At 64.6% G+C, this 21,583-nt stretch carries 21 protein-coding genes; 12 read left to right on the top strand and 9 right to left on the bottom strand.

What is annotated here, in order from left to right:
• Nucleotides 1–28 precede the first annotated feature (28 nt).
• From KDW96_RS19290 to sstT, 4 genes are all read right to left on the bottom strand, one after another.
• The gene (locus KDW96_RS19290) at nucleotides 29–2,140 is read right to left on the bottom strand and encodes a TonB-dependent receptor (protein WP_255837842.1); all 2,112 of its coding nucleotides are present in this window, start codon (nucleotides 2,138–2,140) and stop codon (nucleotides 29–31) included.
• Complete coding sequence (locus KDW96_RS19295) at nucleotides 2,140–3,354, bottom strand: MFS transporter (protein WP_255837843.1); 1,215 nt, start codon at nucleotides 3,352–3,354, stop codon at nucleotides 2,140–2,142. The genes KDW96_RS19290 and KDW96_RS19295 overlap by 1 nt, the downstream gene beginning before the upstream one ends.
• The gene (locus KDW96_RS19300) at nucleotides 3,344–5,272 is read right to left on the bottom strand and encodes an IucA/IucC family protein (protein ID WP_255837844.1); all 1,929 of its coding nucleotides are present in this window, start codon (nucleotides 5,270–5,272) and stop codon (nucleotides 3,344–3,346) included. Before KDW96_RS19300 ends, KDW96_RS19295 begins: the two co-directional genes overlap by 11 nt.
• 257 nt (nucleotides 5,273–5,529) lie before the next feature.
• Nucleotides 5,530–6,774 (bottom strand): serine/threonine transporter SstT, encoded by a 1,245-nt coding sequence (sstT, locus tag KDW96_RS19305; protein ID WP_255837845.1) that lies wholly within the window; start codon nucleotides 6,772–6,774, stop codon nucleotides 5,530–5,532.
• 303 nt (nucleotides 6,775–7,077) lie between these two features.
• Between sstT and KDW96_RS19310 the strand changes: the two genes are divergently transcribed.
• Nucleotides 7,078–7,725 (top strand): YceH family protein, encoded by a 648-nt coding sequence (locus tag KDW96_RS19310; RefSeq protein ID WP_255837847.1) that lies wholly within the window; start codon nucleotides 7,078–7,080, stop codon nucleotides 7,723–7,725.
• Between the two features lie 88 nt (nucleotides 7,726–7,813).
• On the opposite strand, the gene KDW96_RS19315 is transcribed toward KDW96_RS19310, so the two are convergent.
• Nucleotides 7,814–8,290 carry a phage infection protein gene (locus tag KDW96_RS19315; protein ID WP_255837848.1) on the bottom strand — a complete coding sequence of 159 codons (477 nt, stop codon included), beginning with the start codon at nucleotides 8,288–8,290 and terminating at the stop codon, nucleotides 7,814–7,816.
• Nucleotides 8,291–8,740: 450 nt separating this feature from the next.
• On the opposite strand from KDW96_RS19315, the gene KDW96_RS19320 reads away from it, so the two are divergent.
• The 4 genes from KDW96_RS19320 to KDW96_RS19335 all read left to right on the top strand — a co-directional run bounded on the left by KDW96_RS19320 (nucleotide 8,741) and on the right by KDW96_RS19335 (nucleotide 12,838).
• On the top strand, nucleotides 8,741–9,982 hold the full coding sequence (locus KDW96_RS19320; protein WP_255840566.1) for a glutamine synthetase family protein: 1,242 nt from the start codon (nucleotides 8,741–8,743) through the stop codon (nucleotides 9,980–9,982).
• Between the two features lie 236 nt (nucleotides 9,983–10,218).
• On the top strand, nucleotides 10,219–11,541 hold the full coding sequence (locus KDW96_RS19325; RefSeq protein ID WP_255837850.1) for an MFS transporter: 1,323 nt from the start codon (nucleotides 10,219–10,221) through the stop codon (nucleotides 11,539–11,541).
• Nucleotides 11,541–12,230 (top strand): TIGR04283 family arsenosugar biosynthesis glycosyltransferase, encoded by a 690-nt coding sequence (locus tag KDW96_RS19330; protein ID WP_255837851.1) that lies wholly within the window; start codon nucleotides 11,541–11,543, stop codon nucleotides 12,228–12,230. Before KDW96_RS19325 ends, KDW96_RS19330 begins: the two co-directional genes overlap by 1 nt.
• Complete coding sequence (locus KDW96_RS19335; protein WP_255837852.1) at nucleotides 12,227–12,838, top strand: TIGR04282 family arsenosugar biosynthesis glycosyltransferase; 612 nt, start codon at nucleotides 12,227–12,229, stop codon at nucleotides 12,836–12,838. The genes KDW96_RS19330 and KDW96_RS19335 overlap by 4 nt, the downstream gene beginning before the upstream one ends.
• A 12-nt stretch (nucleotides 12,839–12,850) precedes the next feature.
• Here KDW96_RS19335 and KDW96_RS19340 read toward each other — a convergent pair whose 3' ends face one another.
• From KDW96_RS19340 to flgA, 4 genes are all read right to left on the bottom strand, one after another.
• On the bottom strand, nucleotides 12,851–13,639 hold the full coding sequence (locus tag KDW96_RS19340; protein WP_255837853.1) for a flagellar brake protein: 789 nt from the start codon (nucleotides 13,637–13,639) through the stop codon (nucleotides 12,851–12,853).
• Nucleotides 13,640–13,682: 43 nt separating this feature from the next.
• Nucleotides 13,683–14,150, bottom strand: a complete 468-nt coding sequence (locus tag KDW96_RS19345) for a flagella synthesis protein FlgN (protein WP_255837854.1) — start codon at nucleotides 14,148–14,150, stop codon at nucleotides 13,683–13,685.
• A 52-nt stretch (nucleotides 14,151–14,202) separates the two neighbouring features.
• Entirely contained in the window at nucleotides 14,203–14,532 is a 330-nt protein-coding gene (gene flgM, locus KDW96_RS19350; protein ID WP_255837855.1) for a flagellar biosynthesis anti-sigma factor FlgM, read from the bottom strand.
• Between the two features lie 153 nt (nucleotides 14,533–14,685).
• Nucleotides 14,686–15,444: a flagellar basal body P-ring formation chaperone FlgA gene (gene flgA / locus KDW96_RS19355; RefSeq protein ID WP_370295190.1), complete on the bottom strand. Its 759-nt coding sequence runs from the start codon at nucleotides 15,442–15,444 to the stop codon at nucleotides 14,686–14,688.
• Nucleotides 15,445–15,521: 77 nt separating this feature from the next.
• Between flgA and KDW96_RS19360 the strand changes: the two genes are divergently transcribed.
• The 7 genes from KDW96_RS19360 to KDW96_RS19390 all read left to right on the top strand — a co-directional run bounded on the left by KDW96_RS19360 (nucleotide 15,522) and on the right by KDW96_RS19390 (nucleotide 21,560).
• Nucleotides 15,522–16,454 carry a chemotaxis protein CheV gene (locus KDW96_RS19360; protein ID WP_255837856.1) on the top strand — a complete coding sequence of 311 codons (933 nt, stop codon included), beginning with the start codon at nucleotides 15,522–15,524 and terminating at the stop codon, nucleotides 16,452–16,454.
• Nucleotides 16,455–16,499: 45 nt separating this feature from the next.
• Nucleotides 16,500–17,327: a protein-glutamate O-methyltransferase CheR gene (gene cheR / locus KDW96_RS19365; protein WP_255837857.1), complete on the top strand. Its 828-nt coding sequence runs from the start codon at nucleotides 16,500–16,502 to the stop codon at nucleotides 17,325–17,327.
• Nucleotides 17,328–17,585: 258 nt separating this feature from the next.
• Nucleotides 17,586–17,993 carry a flagellar basal body rod protein FlgB gene (flgB, locus tag KDW96_RS19370; protein ID WP_255837858.1) on the top strand — a complete coding sequence of 136 codons (408 nt, stop codon included), beginning with the start codon at nucleotides 17,586–17,588 and terminating at the stop codon, nucleotides 17,991–17,993.
• A 14-nt stretch (nucleotides 17,994–18,007) separates the two neighbouring features.
• Complete coding sequence (flgC, locus tag KDW96_RS19375; protein ID WP_255837859.1) at nucleotides 18,008–18,451, top strand: flagellar basal body rod protein FlgC; 444 nt, start codon at nucleotides 18,008–18,010, stop codon at nucleotides 18,449–18,451.
• Nucleotides 18,452–18,472: 21 nt separating this feature from the next.
• On the top strand, nucleotides 18,473–19,138 hold the full coding sequence (gene flgD, locus KDW96_RS19380) for a flagellar hook assembly protein FlgD (protein ID WP_255837860.1): 666 nt from the start codon (nucleotides 18,473–18,475) through the stop codon (nucleotides 19,136–19,138).
• Nucleotides 19,139–19,182: 44 nt separating this feature from the next.
• Nucleotides 19,183–20,610 carry a flagellar hook protein FlgE gene (locus tag KDW96_RS19385; protein ID WP_255837861.1) on the top strand — a complete coding sequence of 476 codons (1,428 nt, stop codon included), beginning with the start codon at nucleotides 19,183–19,185 and terminating at the stop codon, nucleotides 20,608–20,610.
• 212 nt (nucleotides 20,611–20,822) lie between these two features.
• On the top strand, nucleotides 20,823–21,560 hold the full coding sequence (locus KDW96_RS19390; RefSeq protein WP_255837862.1) for a flagellar basal body rod protein FlgF: 738 nt from the start codon (nucleotides 20,823–20,825) through the stop codon (nucleotides 21,558–21,560).
• The last annotated feature ends 23 nt before the right edge of the window (nucleotides 21,561–21,583 follow it).

Below are 21,583 nucleotides of genomic sequence, written 5' to 3' on the forward strand. Positions count from 1 at the left end.
TGTTGGCCTGACGGCAGGCAGCCCGGCGCTACCAGTCCAGGGCGTAGGCGAGGCTGAAGGTGCGGCCTTCGGCATTGGGGAAGGGCAGGCGGGCGTTGGCCTGGGTGAAGAGGTTCTGGTAGGTGCGGTTGGCCAGGTTGTAGATGCCGCCCTCCAGGCGCCCGGTCGGCAGCTCCACCGCGCCGAGCAGGTCGACCAGGGTGTAGCCGTCGATCTGCCGGCCGTTGTCGTCCTTGGCGGCGGCATCGTAGTCGGCCAGCTGCAGGGCCTGCAGGCGCAGGTTGTAGCGATCGCCGGTGTAGCCGAGGAACAGGGTGGTCTTGGCCGGCGAGACGCGGGTGGCCGGCAGGTCGATCCACTTGCCGTTCTCCCGGGTCTCTCCCTTGGTCCAGGCGTAGCTGCCGCCGACCGTCCAGCGCTCGTCGAGGTCGTAGCTCAGGCTGCTCTCCAGGCCGCGTACCCGCTCCTTCTGGTCGATCAGGCGCAGCACGCGGGTGCTGGCATCGTAGAACTGGGTCACGTCCGAGCGGTTTTCGTACAGGGTGACGTCGGCCTGCCAGCGGCTCCAGTTGCCGCGCCAGCCCAGCTCGTAGCTGTCGACCTCAATGGCCTGGGCGTTGAGGGTCTGGATGTCGAAGCGGCTGTCGACGTCGCGCAGGAAGCGCTGGATATCCGGCAAGGAGAAGCCCTGACTGAAGTTGACGAACAGGTCCTGGCTGTCGCTGAGGTGGTAGACGGCGCCGAGGTTGTAGAGGTTGGCGTCGTATTTCAGGGTGCCGCCGGGCAGGGTGGCGCGGTTGCCGGTCTGCCAGATCTCGCCATAGGCGATGCTGTCCGCCACCTCGCTTTCGATCCATTCGCGGCGCACGCCGCCGCGCAGGGTCCAGTCGTCGATGTCCCAGGACATCTGGGCAAACAGCGCGCGAGTAGCGGTTTCGACGTCCGGGCCGAGCTCGAAGGTTTCGCCGCTCTTGCGGTAGACCAGGCCGTTGACGTTATAGCGGTCGCCGCGCTGGCGGGTGCGCTCGTTCTCGTAGTCGGCGCCCCAGACCAGGCTGCCGCGGGCCGCGCCGATTTCCGGCAGGGCGCTTTCCACCGCGGCACGCAGGCCGTAGACGTCCTGCCGGCTGTTGTTGTCGGAAACGCCGGCGAAGCCGCGCGCACGGTCGGGGAAGAACAGCGCATCGGCGCGGCGCCAGTAGCTCTCCAGCAGCAGGTTCTGGCCGAACAGGTCGCGGTCGTTGTAGTTGAGGTTGATCGCCTGGTTGTGGGTATAGGGCTGATCCTCCAGGTCCAGGCCCTTCACGGCCACCGACTCGCCATTGATGGTGCGTGGGGCGAAGCCCGTGTCCTGCTGGTCCTTGTAGTCCTGCAGGGCCAGGCTCAGGCGCTTGTTTTCATCCAGCGCATAGCCGAAGCGCCCGTGCAGGTCGTAGGTCTCGGTGTCCATGGCGCTGCCCTGGGAGGTGTCCTGGGGAATGCGCCGGCCGTCGCCGTCGAACTGGTCGTTGCGCTGGGTCCAGTCCGCCGACAGGTACCAGTCCAGCGCGCCCTGGCGCGCACCGGCACTCTGGAACAGCTGGTAGGCGAAACCCTTGGGGTTGAGGTTGTTGCCGCTGCTCATGCCCACCCGGCTGCTCAGGGCCAGCTCATCACCCTGGTTGCGCTTGGTGATGATGTTGATGATCCCGCCGGAGGCGCCGGCGCCGTAGATGCTGCTGGCGCCGGAGACCACCTCGATGCGTTCGATGCTGGCCGGGCTGATGCTGTTGAGCTGGCGGAAGTTGTCGCGACTGGCGTTCTGCGACACGCCGTCGATCAGCACCAGCATGTTGCGTCCGCGCAGGGTCTGGCTGAAGTTGCTCATGCCGCCGGTGGCGGGGGCGAGGCCGGGCACCAGGGTGCCGAGGATATCGGCGACCTTGCGGCCGGCACCGCTCTGCTGGCGGATCTGCTGCTCGTCGATGACCTGCACCGAACCGGGAATGGAGGCGAGGCTGGCCTGGCTGCGGGTGGCGGTGACCACGGTGTTGGCCAGTTGCACGGCCTCGGCCTCGGCCTCGGCGGCCAGGGCCAGCGAGCTGGCGCCACCCAGGGAACCGAGCAGGGGGATCAGGAGCGATAGCGGAGTCTTGTTCATCAGATCATCTTCTTGGTGTTGGCAGAAAGCGCCGGGGTTTCCGGCAGTTGCGAGGTGCTGCGAATCAGGCGGATGCCCAGGGCCGCCAGGGCGTAGGTGATGGCCACCAGCCAGAAGCCGGAGGCCAATCCGGCCAGGCCCATGCCGGCGGCCCCGAGCAGGGCGCCGAGCAAGGCACCGGCCTTGGCGGCGCTGTTGCCCAAACCGAGGGCGAAGCCCTGGCGCCCGTCCGGCAGGGTGGTGGCGATCAGGGCGTAGGCCACCGGCAGCAGGGCGCCTTGCCAGACGCCCCAGAGCAGGCGGCTGGCGATAAAACCGAGCCAGCCACTGGCCAGCGCGGTAAGGGCCAGGGTCAGGGCGCACAACCAGGCCACCCGCTCGATCACGCGCAGCGTCTGCGCCGGCTGCCAGCGGTCGAACAGGCGGCCCCACAGCGGCGCGGAGAGGGCCAGGGTGGCGGCGCTGGCGGCGTAGCTGGCGCCGATCAGCCAGCCGGGGGCCTGGAGGATCTCGGCCACATAGAGGGCGAAGAACGGCTGCGGCATCATCTTCGCCGCCTGCACCAGCACGATGATGGTCAGTACGCCGCCGAGCCAGCCGCCAGGCAGCCGGGTCTCGGTCTGTGGCCGACGGTTGCGTGCGACTGGCGCGTCCGCCGGCAGCGCCGTCGCGGCCACCGCGCACAGCAGGCAGATCAGCGCGGCCACGGCGCACAGCAGGACGAAGCCGGAGGCGTCCAGCAACCAGCCGCCGAGCACCGGTCCGGCCAGCGAGCCGACCGCGGTGGCCGCCTGCAGCCGGGCCAGCACCTGGCCGCGGTTGCCGCTGGCGCAGCGGGCGATGGCATAGGCCTGGGCGGCGGCGATGAAGCCGGCCAGCGCGCCCTGCAGCACGCGGATCAGCACCAGCAGCCAGGGGTTCAGGGTCATGGCGGCGAGGCCCTGGCACAGCGCCAGGGCCAGCAACGCCCGCAGCACCATGGGCTTGTGCCCGGTGCGGTCGCCGAGGCGCCCCCACAGCGGCGTCAGCAGCATGGCCGCGAGCATGGGCCCGGCGTACACCAGGGCCGAGAGCGCGGCCAGGTAGTGCGCCTGAGCGGGCGCGAGCAATGCCTGGATGCGCAGCGGCCAGAACGGCCCGCTCATCTCCATGGCGCCCATGGACACGCACTGGATCGCGATCAGCAGGCTCAGGGCGCGACCCTCAGCCCGCATGGTCGACCCGGCTCAGTGGGTTGCGCAGGCGTCCGACCATGTCGGCATGGCTGTCTTCCAGGCGCATGCGCATGAACGACTTGGCCGGCCAGTCCTGCGCCAGCAGGGCCCGGTGCTCGGTCTCCCAGCGTTCGCCGGGCACCCGGCTGCGCAGCGCCTGGAAGCTGCGCTCGAGCTGTTCGGCCAGTGCATTCCACAACAACTCTTCGGCCACCTGCCAGTGGCGGGCACAGAGCAGCGCCAGTTCCCCCAGGTGACACATGAATACCGTGTGCAGCAGCTTGTCGCGCACGAAGCCGGCATCGTCGAACAGGGTCATCTGCGGGTCGTGCAGCTCGAGGTCGAGACCCTGGCGCTGCAGGCTCGGGCGATAGATGCGGATATCGCCGAAGTCGCGCAGCAGCAGGCGCTGTGGTCGACCGTCGCGGCCCATGAGCATGAAGCTGTTCTGCTGGTGGGCTTCGAAGGCGACGCCATACAGCAGGTACATGCCCAGCAGGCCCGGCACGGCTACCTCCAGGTAGTGGCGGAAGAAGGCCAGCATCGCCTGGCTGTCGCTGCTGCCCTCGGCCAGGGCGACCCACTGGCGCAGCAGCGGCCGGCCCTCGCCGTCCGTGGCGAACAGGCTGCCCACCGGTATGGCCATCTCGCCTGGGGCGAGCAGGCTCAGGGGGTTGTCGCGGTACAGCACCGAGAGCTGGCGGGCGCGCTCGTCGTCCGCCGGCTGCGGGTTGAAATGCAGGCCGACGCGCTCGGGCACCACACTCAGCAGCCGGGCCAGTTCGGGTTCTCTTTCCAGAATCTGCAACAGCAACTGGCTGACCCGCGGCCCCATGCGTGCCGAACGCGGTGAGACGGTGCGCTGCACGCTGGTCAGGCGCAGGGACACCGGCAGCTTGACCATGGGCGCCTCGCGGCTGGCTTCGGGCAGCACGGTGCGGAAGGACATGGTCGGGTGGCCCTGGAAGGCCTGGATGTCGGTCAGCACCAGTTGGCCCTCGGCAATCTCCCGGGCGAACAGCTTTGGCAGCACCTCCTGGGCCTGCCAGGGATGGACCGGTAGGGGCAGGAAGTGCTCCGGCTCCAGTCCCCGTTGGCGCAGGCAGGTGGTGAGGCGAGCGGCCGCCTGGGGAAACTGCGAGTGCCACCAGGCCAGGTAGTCCGGCGTCTCACCCAGGGTTTCGGCGTGAGCGTGCTGGCGGTGCAACGCGGCCAGGCGGACGCCGATGCAGGCCTCGAATTCCGGCGACAGGGCAACGACCTGGGCCGCGCTCAGGCCCAGCTTGGTCTTGTAGTTGGGGTGCCAGGGGTGGCCCAGGGTGCCCCACTGCTCCAGTAGCAGGGTCGGGTTGTCCGCGCCGCTGCCACCGCGCAATGCGCTCAGCAGGCGATCCGGCGCGCCATTGCCGAGCTCATGCTGCAACTGCCGGTTCCAGCACTGGTGGTAGGCCAGGCACAGGGTGTCGTTGCGAAAGCTGTCGTCGAGCTCCTGGGCCAGGCGCGCCAGGGTCTCGGCCGAGGCGGAGCAGGTGAGCAGGCCGCTGAGCAGCTGCAGGAGCTCGGAGGGGTATTGCAGCGCGTAGGGCTGCGCAGCGGCACGGCACAGGGTCACGCTGCCACGCAGGTCCCAGCTGGCCATGCGCCCGGCCTCGAGGTGGTCGAAGCGCAGCAACGCACCGGGCTCGGGCAATGCCAGCCAGCAACGCCGGTGTTCGTCATGGATGCAGGCATCGGCGTCGATCAAACCTTCGCGAAGCAGCGACTGGATCAGGCGCTGGAAGCTGCGCTGGCGCGCCACAGGCAATGCCTGGGCCAAGTGATCGAGGGTGACTTGGCGCGAGCGAAACGCCTCGGTGGACAGGGCTTCGCTCCAACGGCCGAGGAGCTGGTGCATGTTCTCGGGCAGGGCAACCGTCATGTGATGTTCCTTTGGCGGGGTTTAAACAAGGCAATCCGTTGCATACACAGGTGTTGCGCGCCAGATAAGAATACTTATCAACTTCCTTTAATGCAAATAATTCGCATTTAGTTTGCCGTGGGCGTGCCTGGCTGTTGCGACGCCGCTGGGCATGCGGGAGCAGGTGGCCGGACGGCAGGGGACGGGGTATGCATCGGCCATAAAAAAAGCCTACGCAGTGCGTAGGCTTTTTCTGAGGCTCGAGTGGGTGGTGCGGGTCAGCGTGCCGGCTGGGTGACCGGTTCGTTCGCGCCTTCCTGGGCCAGGCAGGCCGCCGCGGTGAACAGTACGTCGGTGGAGGAGTTCAGCGCGGTTTCCGCCGAGTCCTGGACGATGCCAATGATGAAGCCGACCGCGACCACCTGCATGGCCACCTCGTTGGGGATGCCGAACAGGCTGCAGGCCAGCGGAATGAGCAGCAGCGAGCCGCCGGCGACGCCGGACGCGCCGCAGGCACTGATCGAGGCCAGCAGGCTCAGCAGCAGGGCCGTGGGCAGGTCAACGGCGATGCCCAGGGTGTGTACCGCGGCCAGGGTCAGTACGCTGATGGTGATCGCCGCGCCGGCCATGTTGATGGTGGCGCCCAGCGGAATGGACACCGAATAGGTCTCCTGGTGCAGCTTCAGACGCTGACAGAGCTGCAGGTTGACCGGAATGTTGGCCGCCGAGCTGCGGGTGAAGAAGGCGGTCAGGCCGCTTTCGCGCAGGCAGGTGAGCACCAGCGGATAGGGGTTGCGGCGAATCTTGCAGAACACGATGAGCGGGTTGACCGCCAGGGCGACGAACAGCATGCAGCCGACCAGCACCAGCAGCAGGTGCAGGTAGTCGAGCAGGGCGCCCATGCCCGATTCGGCCAGGGTGGCGGCGACCAGGCCAAAGATGCCCAACGGCGCCAGGCGGATCACCAGCTTGACGATCGCGGTCACCCCGCTCGAGAGGTCCGCGAGCAGCTGCTTGCTGCTTGGGGCGGCGTGGCGCAGGGCCAGGCCCAGGCCAATGGCCCAGGCCAGGATGCCGATGAAGTTGCCCCGCAGCAGGGCATTGATCGGGTTGTCGACCACATTGAGCAGCAGGGTCTTGAGGACTTCGTCTATGCCGCCTGGGGGCGACAACTGCGCACCATTGCTTACCAGGGTCAGGCTCGAGGGAAAGGCGAAGCTGGCGAGCACGGCGATCAGTGCGGCGCTGAAGGTGCCGAACAGGTAAAGCACGAGGATCGGGCGGACATGGGTCTGCTGGTCGCGCTGGTGGTTGGCGATCGAGGCAGCCACCAGGACGAACACCAGCACCGGCGCCACGGCCTTCAGGGCCGAGACGAAGACCGAGCCGAGGAAACTGACCGACAGCGCGGCCTGGGGGGACAGCAGGGCGAGCAGCACGCCGGCAATCAGGCCGATGAGAATCTGGGCCACCAGGCCGGTGTTGGACAGCAGGCGAATAAGGGGGTGTCGCGAGTCGGTCATGGGGTACATCTCTGGGGGCGGGTCGCCGGCCGGTCCGGGCAGTCAGTGCAGTCGGCCCCATCGGGTCTGGTTCTGGCTGACCTACGGTGCAGAAGAACGGGGCGGCGGCGAGCGAATTTTCAGGAGTGCGGCGAGGCCGGGGCGCTCGACCGGAAAAACAAGCGCGCGACTCTAGCACAGCCCGCGTTGCGCGGGGCGCAGCTGGTCGCGGCGAGGGCGATGTCGGGTGCCCCCGCTGGGGACGTGTCAAGTTGCCGCCAGTCAGGCTAGGCTAGCGGCTGGTTCGAGCCAGAGAGAGCTGAGATGAACGACGAGTCCCAAACCGAGTCCGACGAGGCGCCGCTGAGCGCCGTCGAAGTCCGCATTCTCGGTTGCCTGATCGAAAAGCAGGCAACCACCCCGGAGGCCTACCCGCTGACCCTGAACGCCCTGGTGCTGGCCTGCAATCAGAAGACCAGTCGCGAACCGCTGATGAACCTCAATCCCGGACAGGTCGGTCAGGGCCTGCGCAGTCTGGAGGGCCGTGGCCTGGCGCGCCTGGTGATGGGCAGCCGCGCCGATCGCTGGGAGCAGCGCGTCGACAAGACGCTGGAACTGGTCGCCCCCCAGGTGGTGCTGATGGGGCTGCTGCTGTTGCGCGGTCCGCAGACCCTCGGCGAGCTGCTCACCCGCAGCAGCCGCATGCATGAGTTCGAGGACCTCGAGCAGGTGCGTCACCACCTGGATCGCCTGATCACCCGCGGGCTGGTGGTCCAGTTGGGGCGCCAGGCCGGTCAGCGCGAAGACCGCTACATGCACCTGATGGGTGAGCCGGAGGATCTGCAGGCGCTGCTGGAGGCGCGGGCCTCGGAAGTCGAGCGGCCAGCGTCCGGCTCGCAGTACGAGGCCCGGCTGGAGGCGCTGGAGTCACGAATCGCCGAGCTGGAGGCGCGTCTGGCGCGGCTGGAGTGAGGGCCTGCCGCGGCGGCATCTGCTGATGCTGGAAACGGAAAAGGCGCCGAAATGGCGCCTTTTCTACTTTTGACCGAGGTTCGAGTCGTTAGCCGATCCGGCCAGCCTCGCGGCGCTCGGCCCCGCCTTCGGCGACGCGCATGCGCTCCTGCAGGCGCTCGGCGCCGCCTTCGGCAACACGCAGCCGCTCCTGCAGGCGCTCGGCCCCGCCTTCGGCGACACGCTGCCGCTCTTGCAGGCGCTCGGCCCCACCTTCGGCGACACGCAGCCGCTCTTGCAGGCGCTCGGCCCCACCTTCGGCGACACGCAGCCGCTCTTGCAGGCGCTCGGCCCCGCCTTCGGCAACACGCAGCCGCTCCTGCAAGCGCTCGGAACCACCTTCGGCGACACGCATGCGCTCCTGCAGGCGCTCGGCCCCGCCTTCGGCGATACGGTTCAAGCCGCTGCGTTCACTGCCATCGGCCGCCAGGGTGGCCTTGGCCTCGGTTTGCGGCGCTTGCGGCAGGGCAAAGGCGCTAGCGGACAGGGTGGCGAGAATCAGGCTGGCGAGAATTTGCTTTTTCATCTGTGGGCTCCTCGTGGGGGGCGATAACTGAGTACGGGGCCCATGTTACTCAGGATATTTCGATCAAAAAGGGCAGTCGCGGCATGGTAATAATCGATGTCATTGATAGTGGTGCTGGGCCTATCTAGAACAAGCCTTTTGCGGAGTCCCGGTGCTAGCTCCGCTGGCGGATATGCAGGCGTGGGTGGCAGATCGGTTGATCTAATAAGTCGATAAATTAGCGGGTTTGGCGGCGCGCAGGTGCGATCCGGTCGTTAGATCGATTGCTTTAAATCTTGAACGGGTGGTGTGTATTTTGTACAAGTAGCACTCCCGTTAGGCCTATCGCGCACAGTTAAGGAAGAGCAGATGAACACCCCTGGCCGCATGTCCCTGGACGAGCTACTTCGTGGCGTCGCGGAAGTCGAATGCGTGACCCCCGATCTAAATGGCGTGCCCCGCGGCAAGGTGATGACCGCCGAAGGCTTTCTCGAGGGGCGGCGGCTGCAGCTGGCCCGTGGCGTGCTGCTGCAGTGCATCATGGGCGGCTACCCGCCCGCCCGGTATTACGGCAGCGACGACGGCGACCTGGCCCTGAACGCCGAGTCGACGCAGGTGCATCGCCTGCCCTGGAGCGACACCCCGCGTGCCCTGGCCATCTGCGATGCGGATGAGCTCGATGGTCGACCCTCGGCGCTGTCCACGCGTGGGCTGCTCAAGCAGGTGGTCGCCCGCTACGCGGCGCGGGGACTGCAGCCGGTGGTGGCCACCGAGTTGGAGTTCTTCGTCTTCGCGCCCAACCCCGATCCGCTGCAACCCTTCCAGCCGCCCGTGGGGCTGGACGGGCGCCGCGAAAGCGGCGGCTCGGCCTTCAGCGTCGCCTCCAACAGCGGGCTGCGGGATTTCTTCGGGGAGGTCTACCGCTGCATGGCGGCGCTGGGATTGCCGCGCGACACCTTCATGCACGAGATGGGGCTCAGCCAGTTCGAGATCAATCTGCTGCATGGCGACCCGCTGGTGCTGGCCGACCAGACCTTCCTGTTCAAGCACCTGCTCAAGGAGGTGGCGCTCAAGCATGGACTGATCGTGGTCTGCATGGCCAAGCCGCTGGCGCACACGCCTGGTAGCTCCATGCATATCCACCAGAGCGTGGTGGAGCAGGGCAGTGGACGGAACATCTTCAGCGATGGGGACGGTCAGGCCACGCCGGCCTTCTATCACTTCATCGGCGGTCAACAGGCGGCGCTGGCGGACTTCACCCTGCTGTTCGCGCCCCATGTGAACTCCTATCAGCGGCTCTGCCACCCCTATGCCTCGCCGAACAATGCCTGCTGGTCGAGTGACAACCGGGCTGCGGGCCTGCGCATTCCGGCCAGTTCGCCAGCGGCGCGGCGAGTGGAGAACCGCCTGCCCGGGGCGGACGCCAACCCCTATCTGGCTCTGGCCGCCAGTCTGGCCGCCGGGCTCTATGGTATCGAGCAGCAACTGGAGGCGAGCGCGCCTCTGCAGGGCGAGTTCGAGGTGCCCGATGAGTTGACCCTGCCTTGTACCCTGCATGCCGCGCTTGAGCGGCTGAGACGCAGTCAGCTGGCCGTGGAACTGTTTGGCCAGGAGTTCATCGAAGGCTACGTCGCCAGCAAGACCATGGAGATGAACAGCTTTTTCGACGAGATCACCCCTTGGGAGCGGCGGGTGCTGGCTGCACCGGCTTAAGGTCGCGTGGCGCGCGCCAGCGCGGTTGCCGCGGTGCTGTCCGCCTGCGGCGTGCGCGAGGGGGCTTCTGCTGGTCAGATTGGCTACGCTGTAAGGCGAAAGGCCGTTGCTTGTATCTCGGCCGCGTTTTCTTGCGTCTTGTAGCGTCAGTGTTTCTTATTGAGCCCACTACCCATTCCGGCCGGACTGCTGCACCAGGCATCCGGGCCATCAATCAAGGAAGTCCCCGAAGCCCCATGCGCCTGATCTGGAAGTCGTTTCGCTCGCTGTATTTCGCCACCCTGTTGATGCTCTTGGGGTCGGGTCTGCTCAGTACCTACCTGGGTTTGCGCCTGGCGGAGACCGCCGACGGCCTGTGGGTCGGTGCCCTGATGGCGGCCAACTACCTGGGGCTGGTTCTGGGCGGCAAGAAGGGTCACCGGTTGATCGCCCGGGTCGGCCATATCCGCGCCTACGTGGCCTGTGCCGGGGTGATTACCGCCGCTGTGCTCGGCCATGGCCTGACCGATTGGTTGCCGATCTGGCTGCTGCTGCGCTTCGTGGTGGGCCTGGGCATGATGTGCCAGTACATGGTGATCGAAAGCTGGCTGAACGAGCAGGCCGAAACCAGCCAGCGTGGTCTGGTCTTCGCCGGCTACATGGCGGCTTCCTATTTCGGCCTGATCCTGGGTCAGCTGGTCCTGGTGGTGCATCCGGCCCTGGGGCTTGAGCTGCTGATGCTGGTGGCCCTGTGCTTTGCCCTGTGCCTGGTGCCGGTTGCCCTGACTCGCAAGCTGCACCCCGCGCCCCTGCATCCGGCGCCGCTGGAAATGCGTTTCTTCATCAAGCGGGTGCCGCTGTCGCTGACCACCATCGCCGTCGCCGGCCTGGTGATCGGCGCGTTCTACGGTCTGGCGCCCCTGTATGCGAAGCGTCTGGGCATGCCCACCGAGCAGGTCGGTATGTTCATGGGTTTCTGCATTCTCGCCGGCCTGGTGGTGCAGTGGCCGCTCGGCTGGCTGTCGGACCGTCGTGACCGGGTGGTGCTGATCCGTGGCTGCGCCGCGTTGATGGCGCTGGCGGCCCTGCCCCTGGCGCTGCTGGCCGAGGTGCCGCTGCTGATGCTCTTCGGTGTCGGCTTTGCCGTGAGCCTATTGCAGTTCAGCCTGTACCCGCTGGCGGTGGCGCTGGCCAACGATCATGTCGAGGGCGAGCGGCGCGTGTCGCTGACGGCGATGCTGCTGGTCACCTATGGCGTCGGCGCCAGTATCGGCCCGCTGCTCGCCGGTGTGCTCATGCGCTTCTGGGGCGCCAACATGCTCTATGCCTTCGTCTGCGCCTGCGCGCTGATTCTGGTGGTGCGGGTGAGTCCGAAGAAGGTCACCCATCTGCACCAGGTCGACGATGCGCCGCTGCATCACATCCCGATGCCCGACAGCACGGCCAGCTCGCCGCTGATGGCGGCGCTGGACCCGCGCGTCGACGAGCAGGTGGTACATGATCAGATGCACGATGCGGTTGTCGAACCGGATGCCGGTGCCGCTGGTGAGGCGTCGGCGGAGCAGGCCCCTCGTCCCTGATGCCGCTGCTCAGCGTGATTGTGCCGGCGCGAGACGAGGCGCTGGCGCTGCCGCAGCTGCTGGCCGATCTGGCGCCTTTGCGGACGGCCGGCGCAGAACTGATCCTGGTCGATGGCGGTAGTCAGGATGCGACCTGCGACCTGGCGAGGGAGCGCGTCGACCGGTTGCTGAGGTCGGCGCCCGGACGGGCGCTGCAGATGAATGCCGGCGCCGCTGTCGCCCGAGGCGACTACCTGTGGTTCGTGCACGCCGATACCCGAATTGATACCGCCGCCATTCGCGACTTGCTCGATGTGCTGAGCCAGCGTCCGCTATGGGGGCGCTTCGATGTGCGCTTGTCGGGCGACGGGCTGGCGCTGCGCCTGATCGGTACCATGATCAGTCTGCGCTCGCGGTTGACCGGCGTGGCCAGCGGTGATCAGGGCATCTTCGTCGCGCGCGAGGCGTTCGAGCGCCTGGGCGGCTACGCGGACATTCCGCTCATGGAAGACCTCGACCTCAGTCGCCGGTTGAAGCGCCTGGCGCGTCCGCGTTGCCTGCACACTGCGCTGTTGACGTCCAGTCGGCGCTGGGAGCGTCATGGCATTTGGCGTACTGTATTGCTCATGTGGCGGCTTCGACTGGCCTACTATTGTGGCGTCAGTCCTCACCAGTTGGCGCGCGCCTATCACCGAGGGTCACGGCCATGAGTCTGTCGATTTCCTTGCATATGCTGGCCCGCCTGCCAGTCCCGGGGCGGGTGAAGACCCGTTTGATTCCTGCGTTGGGCGAGGAGGGGGCCTGCGACTTGCAGCGAACCCTGCTCGAGCGGGCGCTGCAGTTGCCGTCAGACGGATTCAGTGAACGCTTCCTGTGGCTGGACGACAGTCCCGACACGGAACTGCAGACGCTGGCCGACCAGTTGGGCTGGACGCTGGTCGAGCAGCCGGCGGGCGATCTGGGGGAGCGCATGCGCTGGATCGCCGCGCTGGGACTGGCGGAAAGCGATGCGGTGGTGTTGATCGGCAATGACTGCCCGGCACTGGATGGCGAGTACCTCAGTGGCGCCTGTATCGCCCTGCATGCGCAGTCGGTGGTATTGGGGCCGGCCGAGGATGGCGGCTATGTCCTGCTTGGGCTGCGCCGCGTCGATCCGCGGCTGTTCGAGGCCATGCCCTGGGGCACGGATCGGGTGTTGAGCCTGACCCGCGAGCGCCTGCAGCAGCTGGACTGGAGTCATCAGCTGCTGCCCGTGTTGTGGGACGTCGACCGCCCCGAGGACCTGCCGCGCCTGGCAGCGCTGGGTATTAGAGTCTAGAGGCTCGGGCCGTTAGAACAGGCCGTCGCCTTCGATGCGCCGGGCTTCACGCTGCAGCTGGTAGACGAAGCGCTCGACCTGGCGTTGCACCAGGCCGCTCATGCGATGAAAGCGCACGCCGGCGAAGGTCATGTCGAGCTTTTCTTCGTACTGCGTGTGGCGCAGCTCCACTGCCGTGGTCATGGTGCCGAATGGTAGCTGGGCGGAAAAGCGATCGTAGACCTGGCCGCTCTGCAGGCGCTGGGTGACGTCACCGGGCATGCGCAGTTTGCAGCCGGTCGCGGAGATGTCCAGCATTTGTCCATTGATAGGTTTGCTCAGCTTGGCACCGGCCAACTGGATGCTGACCTGCTCGGATTGCTTCAGCTGCGCCCGGTAGGCATTGCGCCGCTGGTGGTAATGCACTTCGCTCGGCATCGGGCTCAGGTAGCAGCGCGCCTCCTGGTGCTCTACGATCTGCACGCTCTGCTGGCACTCCCAGGCCACACGAACACCCTCGTGGTAGGCCTCGATACGAAAGGCCTCGCCGTTGAGGAGGTAGCGCTCACCGTCGCTGGGAATCATTTCGTCGAGATACAGGCGGGATCTTTCTCGGTCGGCTTCGATCAGGTAGCTCTGAAAGCGCTGATTGCGCTCGTGAAAGGTAATGATCAGGGGGTCGTGAGCCTGCTGCAGTTGGCGGAGGACGGCAACGATTTCAATCGGTGTTTTGAGCACTTTGGGCGGTTGCGGGCCATCGTCCTCGATAAAGGGATTGGACACGGTCCAGAAATCTCCGAGCAAATGCTGGGGCGCTAACATACTGGCATCTTGAGCGTATGTCCCCGCACCTTGTTATAGGTATTCAGGCCTGGCTAAGTGGGCGCTGCTGGCCGATTCTAGCGGCGCCGCCGCGGCTGTCATAGGTGTTCGGCGTTTCGCCGCCACGCAGAATTCCGAGCATGCTGCTGTTCGAGGCCTGGCTGGCCCGGATCAAGCGGCCATTGCGCAGATTGCCGGCTTGGCAGCGCTCGAGCAGGGCGTTGAGTTCGTCGCCGCTGGCGAGCAGCTCCGAGCCGTGTGCGGATCGTTCTGCCAGCAACTGCAGGCCAGCGCGATCAGCACTCAGTTGCAGGTCGCGCAGTGCTTGGCTGCGAGCCTTGCCATGCTGGTCTAGTTGCGCAAGCAGGGGTTGCTTGTCCGCGAGGATGCTCTGCAGGCGGACCAGGTCACGCTCACCGAGGGCTTGGAATTCGTCGTCAATCAGCCTAAGCAACTGCTCGGCAACGCCGATATCGTCGATAAACAGATTTAACAGGGTCGTATCGTGCATGGCGGGCTCTTGGGGGAGTGAGGCGTCCAGTGCCCCCAGCGCAGCCCTTGGACTAGCGCTGGGATTCGAAGTTGAGCAGTTTTCCGGCAACGCGCTGGCTGTCGACCTGGTAGCTGCCATCGGCAATCGCTTGCTTGATCTGGGCAACGCGCTCTTTATCGACGGCAGGCAGGTCGCGCAGCGTGTCGCCGATCTTCTGCAGCTGCTGCGCTTCGCGGCTGAGTTGCACGGATTCTCCGCCCTGCTTGGGTTCTGCCTGCTCGGCCGAGGCGGGCTGCTTCGCGCCAGTGGCGTCGCTGCGGCCCGCTGACTGGGCGTTGCCGGTACGTCCTGCGTTGGCAGGCGTGCTGGCGCTATTCGGCCGGTTGAAATCGATGACCATGGGGCAAAACCTCGAGCAGTGTTTGGACGCTTATCTGGCTTGTCGGCCGAGCTGCGGAAAGCTTTAGGGCAACTGAGCAATAAATTGTGCGTCAAGCAACAGTCTAAAACACAGCGCGGTAATCGTCAGCCAAAGGTTAAACAAGAATCATGCCTACATGGCCACTTCAACCTGGCCGGGGCCGGTCACGCGGGCTCGGATCACTCGCTTGGAGCGCTGGTTGCGCACTCGGATCTGCCTGCCGATAGCGCCGTCCGACAGGGCCTCGCCGGGCATGCGCACGTTGACGGTGCCGCTACGCGCGCTGATAACCACCTGATCGCCGCGTCGAATGACCTCCGCTGCCTCGACGTGCACGGGCTGCACCACCTGGTCGGGCAGCAGTGGTCGCGTCAGTTTTTTGCCGAGCGCCTGCCTCAGCGCCGTCAGATAGCCCTGGCTGAGTGAGCCGAGGTCGCGTTCGGCCAGGGCGACGTCCGTTTCCGTCAGCACACTGTCACGTTTAAGGGGGCGGCTGGCGATCACCACCTCGCGGTAGAGGCGGACCTGGCCCGGAACGAACACCGTCCAGGGTGCGCTGCCTGGACAGCGCACGCGCACGGTCACGCGGCCAATGGGTTCGGCCGGGCTTTCCAGAGAACTTGTCAATTCCTTGTCGCAGGCGGGCAGGCGCAGGCGCGAGTCCAACCGATTGATCTCAATCTCGTGTCGACCCTTTATGTCGCTACGCTGCAGATAGTCGCTCACGGTCTGCTCAAGAAAAGCCTGAGTGGTGCCGATAAGCTGCTCAGGCAAGGTTGCCGCGGTTGCTGCCAGGGGGCTGTAGCCGAGCACGAGCATTGCAGGTAAAACTGCCAGCAGGTGGCGGCGTTTAACCCAAGCGTGCCGAAAAATCGTCGTTTTTGCGTTCATGCTGAGTAAAAAGCAAGGCCCGTGCCGCCTGCTACGCTGAGCACAATGTTCGCTACTCAAACCAAAGGAGTTTGGGCATGGCCGGTGTATTGGATTCGGTAAACCAGCGAACTCAACTGGTAGGACAGAATCGTTTGGAGTTGCTGCTGTTTCGTCTCAACGGCAGCCAGCTTTACGGGATCAACGTATTCAAGGTGAAGGAGGTGCTGCAGTGCCCCAAGCTCACCATCATGCCGAAGTCCAGCCCGGTGGTGCGTGGGGTCGCCAGTATTCGAGGCGGCACCATCCCCATTCTCGACCTTTCCATGGCGACCGGTAAGGCCCCGCTGAGAAGCCTGGAGAACAGCTTCGTCATCATCACTGAATACAACACCAAGGTTCAGGGCTTTCTGGTTCACTCGGTGGAACGCATCGTCAACATGAACTGGGAAGGGATCCATCCGCCACCCAAGGGTGCGGGTCGCGATCACTACCTCACGGCGGTGACCCATCTGGATCAGCAGCTGGTGGAAATCATCGACGTGGAAAAGATTCTCGCCGAAGTGGCGCCCACGTCCGAGGTCATCTCGGACGGGGTGTTGAACCAGCAGGTGCAGGCCAAGGCGATGACCAAGCGGGTGCTGACCTGCGACGACTCCTCGGTGGCACGCAAGCAGGTCACCCGTTGCCTGCAGACCGTCGGGGTCGAGGTGGTGGCGTTGAACGATGGTCGCCAGGCGCTGGACTATCTGAAGGCGATGGTCGAGGAGGGTAAGAACCCGGCTGATGAATTTCTCATGCTGATCTCCGACATCGAGATGCCGGAAATGGACGGCTATACGCTGACCGCGGAGATTCGTGCGGATCCGCGCATGCAGAAACTGCACATCATCCTGCATACTTCGCTCTCTGGGGTGTTCAACCAAGCCATGGTGAAGAAGGTGGGGGCCGATGATTTTCTGGCCAAGTTCCGCCCTGATGACCTGGCGTCGCGGGTGGTTGAGCGCATCAATGTGGTGGACGGGGGCTGAGGGCGCGTCTTTTGGCACAACACTATGATCGGCGAGGCCTCGCGAGTGTCTTCAGGTAATTTGGATTTCGAGCAGTTCCGGGTGTTCCTGGAAAAAGCCTGCGGCATTCTGCTGGGCAGCAACAAGCAGTACCTGGTGTCCAGCCGGTTGAACAAACTGATGGACCAGCATGCCATCAAGAGCCTGGGTGAGTTGGTGCAGCGCATGCAAAGCCAGCCGCGCAGTGGTTTGCGCGAGCAGGTGGTGGATGCCATGACCACCAACGAAACCCTGTGGTTCCGCGATACCTACCCGTTCGAAGTGCTGAAGAACCGGGTGCTGCCCGAGCTGATCAAAGCCAGTCCCGGTCAGCGTCTGCGGATCTGGTCGGCCGCCTGCTCTTCCGGTCAGGAGCCCTACTCCCTGTCGATGAGCATCGATGAGTTCGAAAAGACCAATCTCGGTCAGCTCAAGGCCGGTGTGCAGATTGTTGCCACCGACCTGTCGCCGTCGATGTTGGCCAACTGCAAGTCCGGCGAATACGACAGCCTGGCGATGGGGCGTGGCCTCTCTCAGGAGCGTCTGCAGCGCTACTTCGACCCGAAAGGGCCGGGGCGTTGGGTGGTCAAGCCGGCGATCAAGGGTCGTGTCGAGTTTCGCCCGCTGAACCTGCTGGACAGTTACGCCAGCCTCGGCAAGTTCGACGTGGTGTTCTGCCGCAACGTGCTGATCTACTTCTCGGCCGAGGTGAAGAAGGACATCCTGACGCGCATCCATGCCATGTTGAAGCCCGGCGGCTATCTGTTTCTCGGCGCATCCGAGGCGCTCAATGGCTTGCCTGAGCGTTATCAGATGGTCCAGTGCAGTCCGGGCATCATCTACAAGGTGAAGTGAGTCGCCAGCTTCGCGAGCGTCGACTCAAGCAGAACGGGAGGCCAATGGCCTCCCGTTTTTCGTTCTGGCCGGCGGCAACCGGTCTATTGGATTGCCGCTTTGCTTGCCAGTGGGCGGAAATGCCTTGCCGCTCAGGCCGGCAAGCGTATCTTTTTTAATCGTAAGTTATTGAAAAATAAAGATTAAATTAATTGGCACACACCTTGCTGTATGTCTTGCACGGAAAACAGGCAGGCCTAACGGCAAGGGTTCCCGATCATGAGCATCAGTTTCGACCGCGCACTTGGCATCCATGAACAGGCACTGGGCTTTCGCGGCCAGCGCGCCGAGGTGCTGGCCAACAACATGGCCAACGCCGATACGCCCAACTACAAGGCGCGCGACCTGGACTTCGCCTCGGTGCTGGCCGAACAGAGTGCCAAGACCCAGCGTGATGCGGTCGGCCTGAAGCGTACCGACAGCCGGCATATCGCCGCCGAAGGTATGGCCATCGGCGGGGCCGAACTGGCCTACCGCACGCCCTTCCAGGCCTCGATCGACCAGAACACCGTCGACCTGCAGGTCGAGCAGTCCAACTACGCGGAAAACGCGGTGAACTTCCAGGCCAGCTTCACCTTCCTCAACAGCAAGTTCAAAGGGCTGGTCAGCGCCCTGCGCGGCGATTAAAGGAGAACGATGCCATGTCACTCGCCAGTGTCTTCAATATCGCCGGTACCGGCATGAGTGCCCAGAGCACTCGCTTGAACACCATCTCCAGCAACATCGCCAACGCCGAAACGGTGTCGTCGAGCGTCGATCAGACCTATCGGGCGCGCCACCCAGTGTTCGCCACCATGTTCCAGCAATCGCTGGACGGCGACCGCGGTTCGCTGTTCGCCGAGCAGGATCAGGCCGGTGCGGGGGTCCAGGTGCTGGGCATCGTCGAGGACCAGGGTGAACTGACGCCGCGCTACGAGCCGACCCATCCGGCTGCCGATGAAAACGGCTACGTGTACTACCCCAATGTCAACGTGGTCGAGGAAATGGCCGACATGATTTCTGCCAGTCGCGCCTTCCAGACCAACGTGGAAATGATGAACACCGCCAAGCAAATGATGCAGCGCGTGCTGACCCTGGGTCAGTAGGCCACCAGCGAGGATTAAAGGATGAGCAGCGTCAGTGGTGTCAGTTCCGCACTCGACCAGTACCAGATCAACCAGGAGGTCGGCCAGAAGAAGGAGCTCGGCAAGAACGAATTCCTCAACCTGCTGGTGGCCCAGCTGAACAACCAGAACCCGCTGGAGCCCCAGGGCAACGGCGAGTTCATTGCCCAGTTGGCCCAGTTCAGCACGGTGGAAGGGGTGGAGAAGCTCAACAGCAGCATGAGTTCGCTGCTGTCCGGCTACCAGTCGTCCCAAGCGCTGCAGGCGTCTTCGCTGGTAGGGCGCAAGGTCATAGTGCCGACCGACAAGGCGGTGGTCGATACCAGCGAGAGCTTCAAGGCCAGTCTGGTGCTGCCGACCACCAGCAGCAACGTCTACGTCAACGTCTACGACAAGGCGGGCACGGCGGTGAGCCGAATCAACCTGGGCGAGCAGGCTGCCGGCAACGTCAGCTTTATCTGGGACGGCAAGGATTCGAGCGGCAACCCATTGCCGCCCGGCAGCTACAAATTCGAGGCGCAGGCGACTTATGACGGTGAGACCAAGGGGCTGTACACCCTGCTGCCGGCCAACGTCGACAGCGTCACCCTGGGCGGCAGCGAGTTGACGCTCAACCTGGCCGGGCTCGGCAGCGTGCCGCTGTCCCAGGTGCAGGTCATCGGTCAGTAACCCACAGGCTTAAATCGCCGGCCGGACCGGCAAAGGAGACTTCCATGGCGTTCAATATCGGGCTAAGCGGCTTGCGTGCCGCAACCAGCGATCTCAATGTCACCGGTAACAACATTGCCAATGCCGGTACGGCTGGTTTCAAGCAGTCGCGTGCTGAGTTCGCCGATGTTTATGCTGCGTCGGTGCAGGGGAGCGGCTCTAATCCGACTGGCAGTGGGGTGTTGCTTGGGGGAGTTTCACAGCTATTCAAACAGGGGAACGTCAACTACACGCAGAACCCGTTGGATCTAGCCATCAACGGAAACGGATTCTTCCGGACCAGCAACAACGGCGAAATCAGTTACACGCGAGCCGGCTATTTTGGTACGGATCGAGAGGGCTACATCGAGAACAACTTCCACCATCGTCTGCAGGGCTATCCGGTGGATGCCAACGGCAACCTGCAGAGCGGTGTCGTCAGTGATCTTCGCGTCGACTCGGCCAGTCAGTCGCCGCGAGCGACGGCAGCGATGAGACAGCAACTGAACCTGAACTCCAGCAACAAGGTGCCGTCGTCCTGGCAGGGCGCCTACGACGCCTCGATCGCCGGCGCTGCGGATCCGACAAACCCGACGCCGGGGGAACTCGCGGGGGCCAGGGCGGCGGCGAATGCCACCTTCGATCCGGCCGATCCGACCACATACAATTCTTCGACTTCGACCAACGTCTATGACACCCAGGGCAACGCCCATGTGCTGACGCAATACTTCGTCAAGACTGGCGCCAACCAGTGGCAGATGAACGTATTGATCGGTGGGCGCAACCCGGCCGACCCCACCTCCACCGAGCCCTATTCGATGTCCGTCGGGTTTACCACCAGCGGTCAACTGGATATCGCCAGCCTTGCATCTGGCGATTACGACGCCAATGGCACAGCGGACTTTGCGGTAGATCCGGCCACCGGACGATTTACCCTCAATGGTTGGGTGCCTGCCGCCGCCGATAATTCGAACCCGCCGGTATGGTCGCCCAATGGTGCGGTTGCAAACACTGGCGGAGTCGAGATCGATCTTCGTGGCACTACTCAGGCTAATAACGCCTTCGCGGTCACCAGTGTCAGCCAGGATGGCTACACCACGGGTCAGTTGGCGGGGCTGGAAATCGATGATGCAGGGGTTATTTTCGCTCGCTACACCAATGGCCAATCACGGATACAGGGCCAGGTGGTGCTTGCCAGTTTCGCCAACATGCAAGGCCTGACGCCGGTCGGCAAGACGGCCTGGGCGCAGTCCTTCCAGTCGGGTGAACCGGTAATCGGTACGCCGCGCAGCGGTACCCTCGGTGCCCTGCAGTCCGGTGCGCTGGAGGATTCCAACGTCGAGCTGTCCGATCAGCTGGTCAACCTGATCGTCGCTCAGCGCAACTACCAGGCCAATGCCAAGACCATCGAAACCGAAAGCGCGGTGACCCAGACCATCATCAATCTCCGTTGATGAGCGGCCGTCACGCCGCCAGCCGGGCAACTAGCACTTGCCGCTGGCGGCAATAACTCGCCGAACCCAGTTTGCAAGGCTCCTTCAGGAGCCTTTTTCGTTTATAAAAAACCATAAAATTCAGTGTCTTAGTGTTTTTATTCGAGTGTGGCACGTTGCTTGCTGAAGTCTCTGTATAGAGCAGCGGGCGGCAAGCCCACCTCGGAGGAAACATGGACAAGATGCTGTATGTCGCCATGACCGGCGCCCAGAACAACACCCTGGCCCTGCGTGCCCACGCCAACAATCTGGCGAACATCTCCACCACCGGCTTTCGCCGTGACTTCGAGCAGGCGCGTTCGATGCCGGTGTTCGGCGACACTTTTCCGGCGCGGGTCTACGCCATGAGCGAGCGTCCCGGTACCGACTTCACCCCTGGCGCTCTGCAGGAGACGGGGCGCGACCTGGACGTGGCGGTTGGCGGGGAGGGCTGGCTGGCCGTGCAGGCGGCCGACGGCAGTGAGGCGTATGTGCGCACCGCCAGCCTGAACATCGATGCCCTGGGCATGTTGCGCACCGGCAGCGGGTTGCCGGTGCTGGGCAATGCCGGGCCGATCGCCGTGCCGCCGGAGCAGAAAATCGAAATCGGTCAGGACGGCACCATCAGCATCCGCGCCCTCGGCGAGGCGCCAAACGTGCTGGCGGAGGTCGACCGTCTGAAACTGGTCAACCCCGACCTCAAGCAGATGAGCAAGGGCGAAGACGGCCTGATGCGCTTCGACGGCCCACAGCCCCTGGCCGATGCCGCGGTACGGGTGACTTCGGGCTTTCTCGAGTCGAGTAACGTCAATGCCGTCGAGGAGATGACCGCGATGCTCTCCCTGTCCCGCCAGTTCGAACTGCAAGTGAAGATGATGCGCACCGCCGAGGACAATGCCTCGGCCATGGCGCGGGTTTTGCAGATTAGCTAATTACCAGCACGCGGCGCCGTGAA

This window comes from Pseudomonas benzenivorans (assembly GCF_024397895.1).
GTDB lineage: Bacteria > Pseudomonadota > Gammaproteobacteria > Pseudomonadales > Pseudomonadaceae > Aquipseudomonas > Aquipseudomonas benzenivorans_A.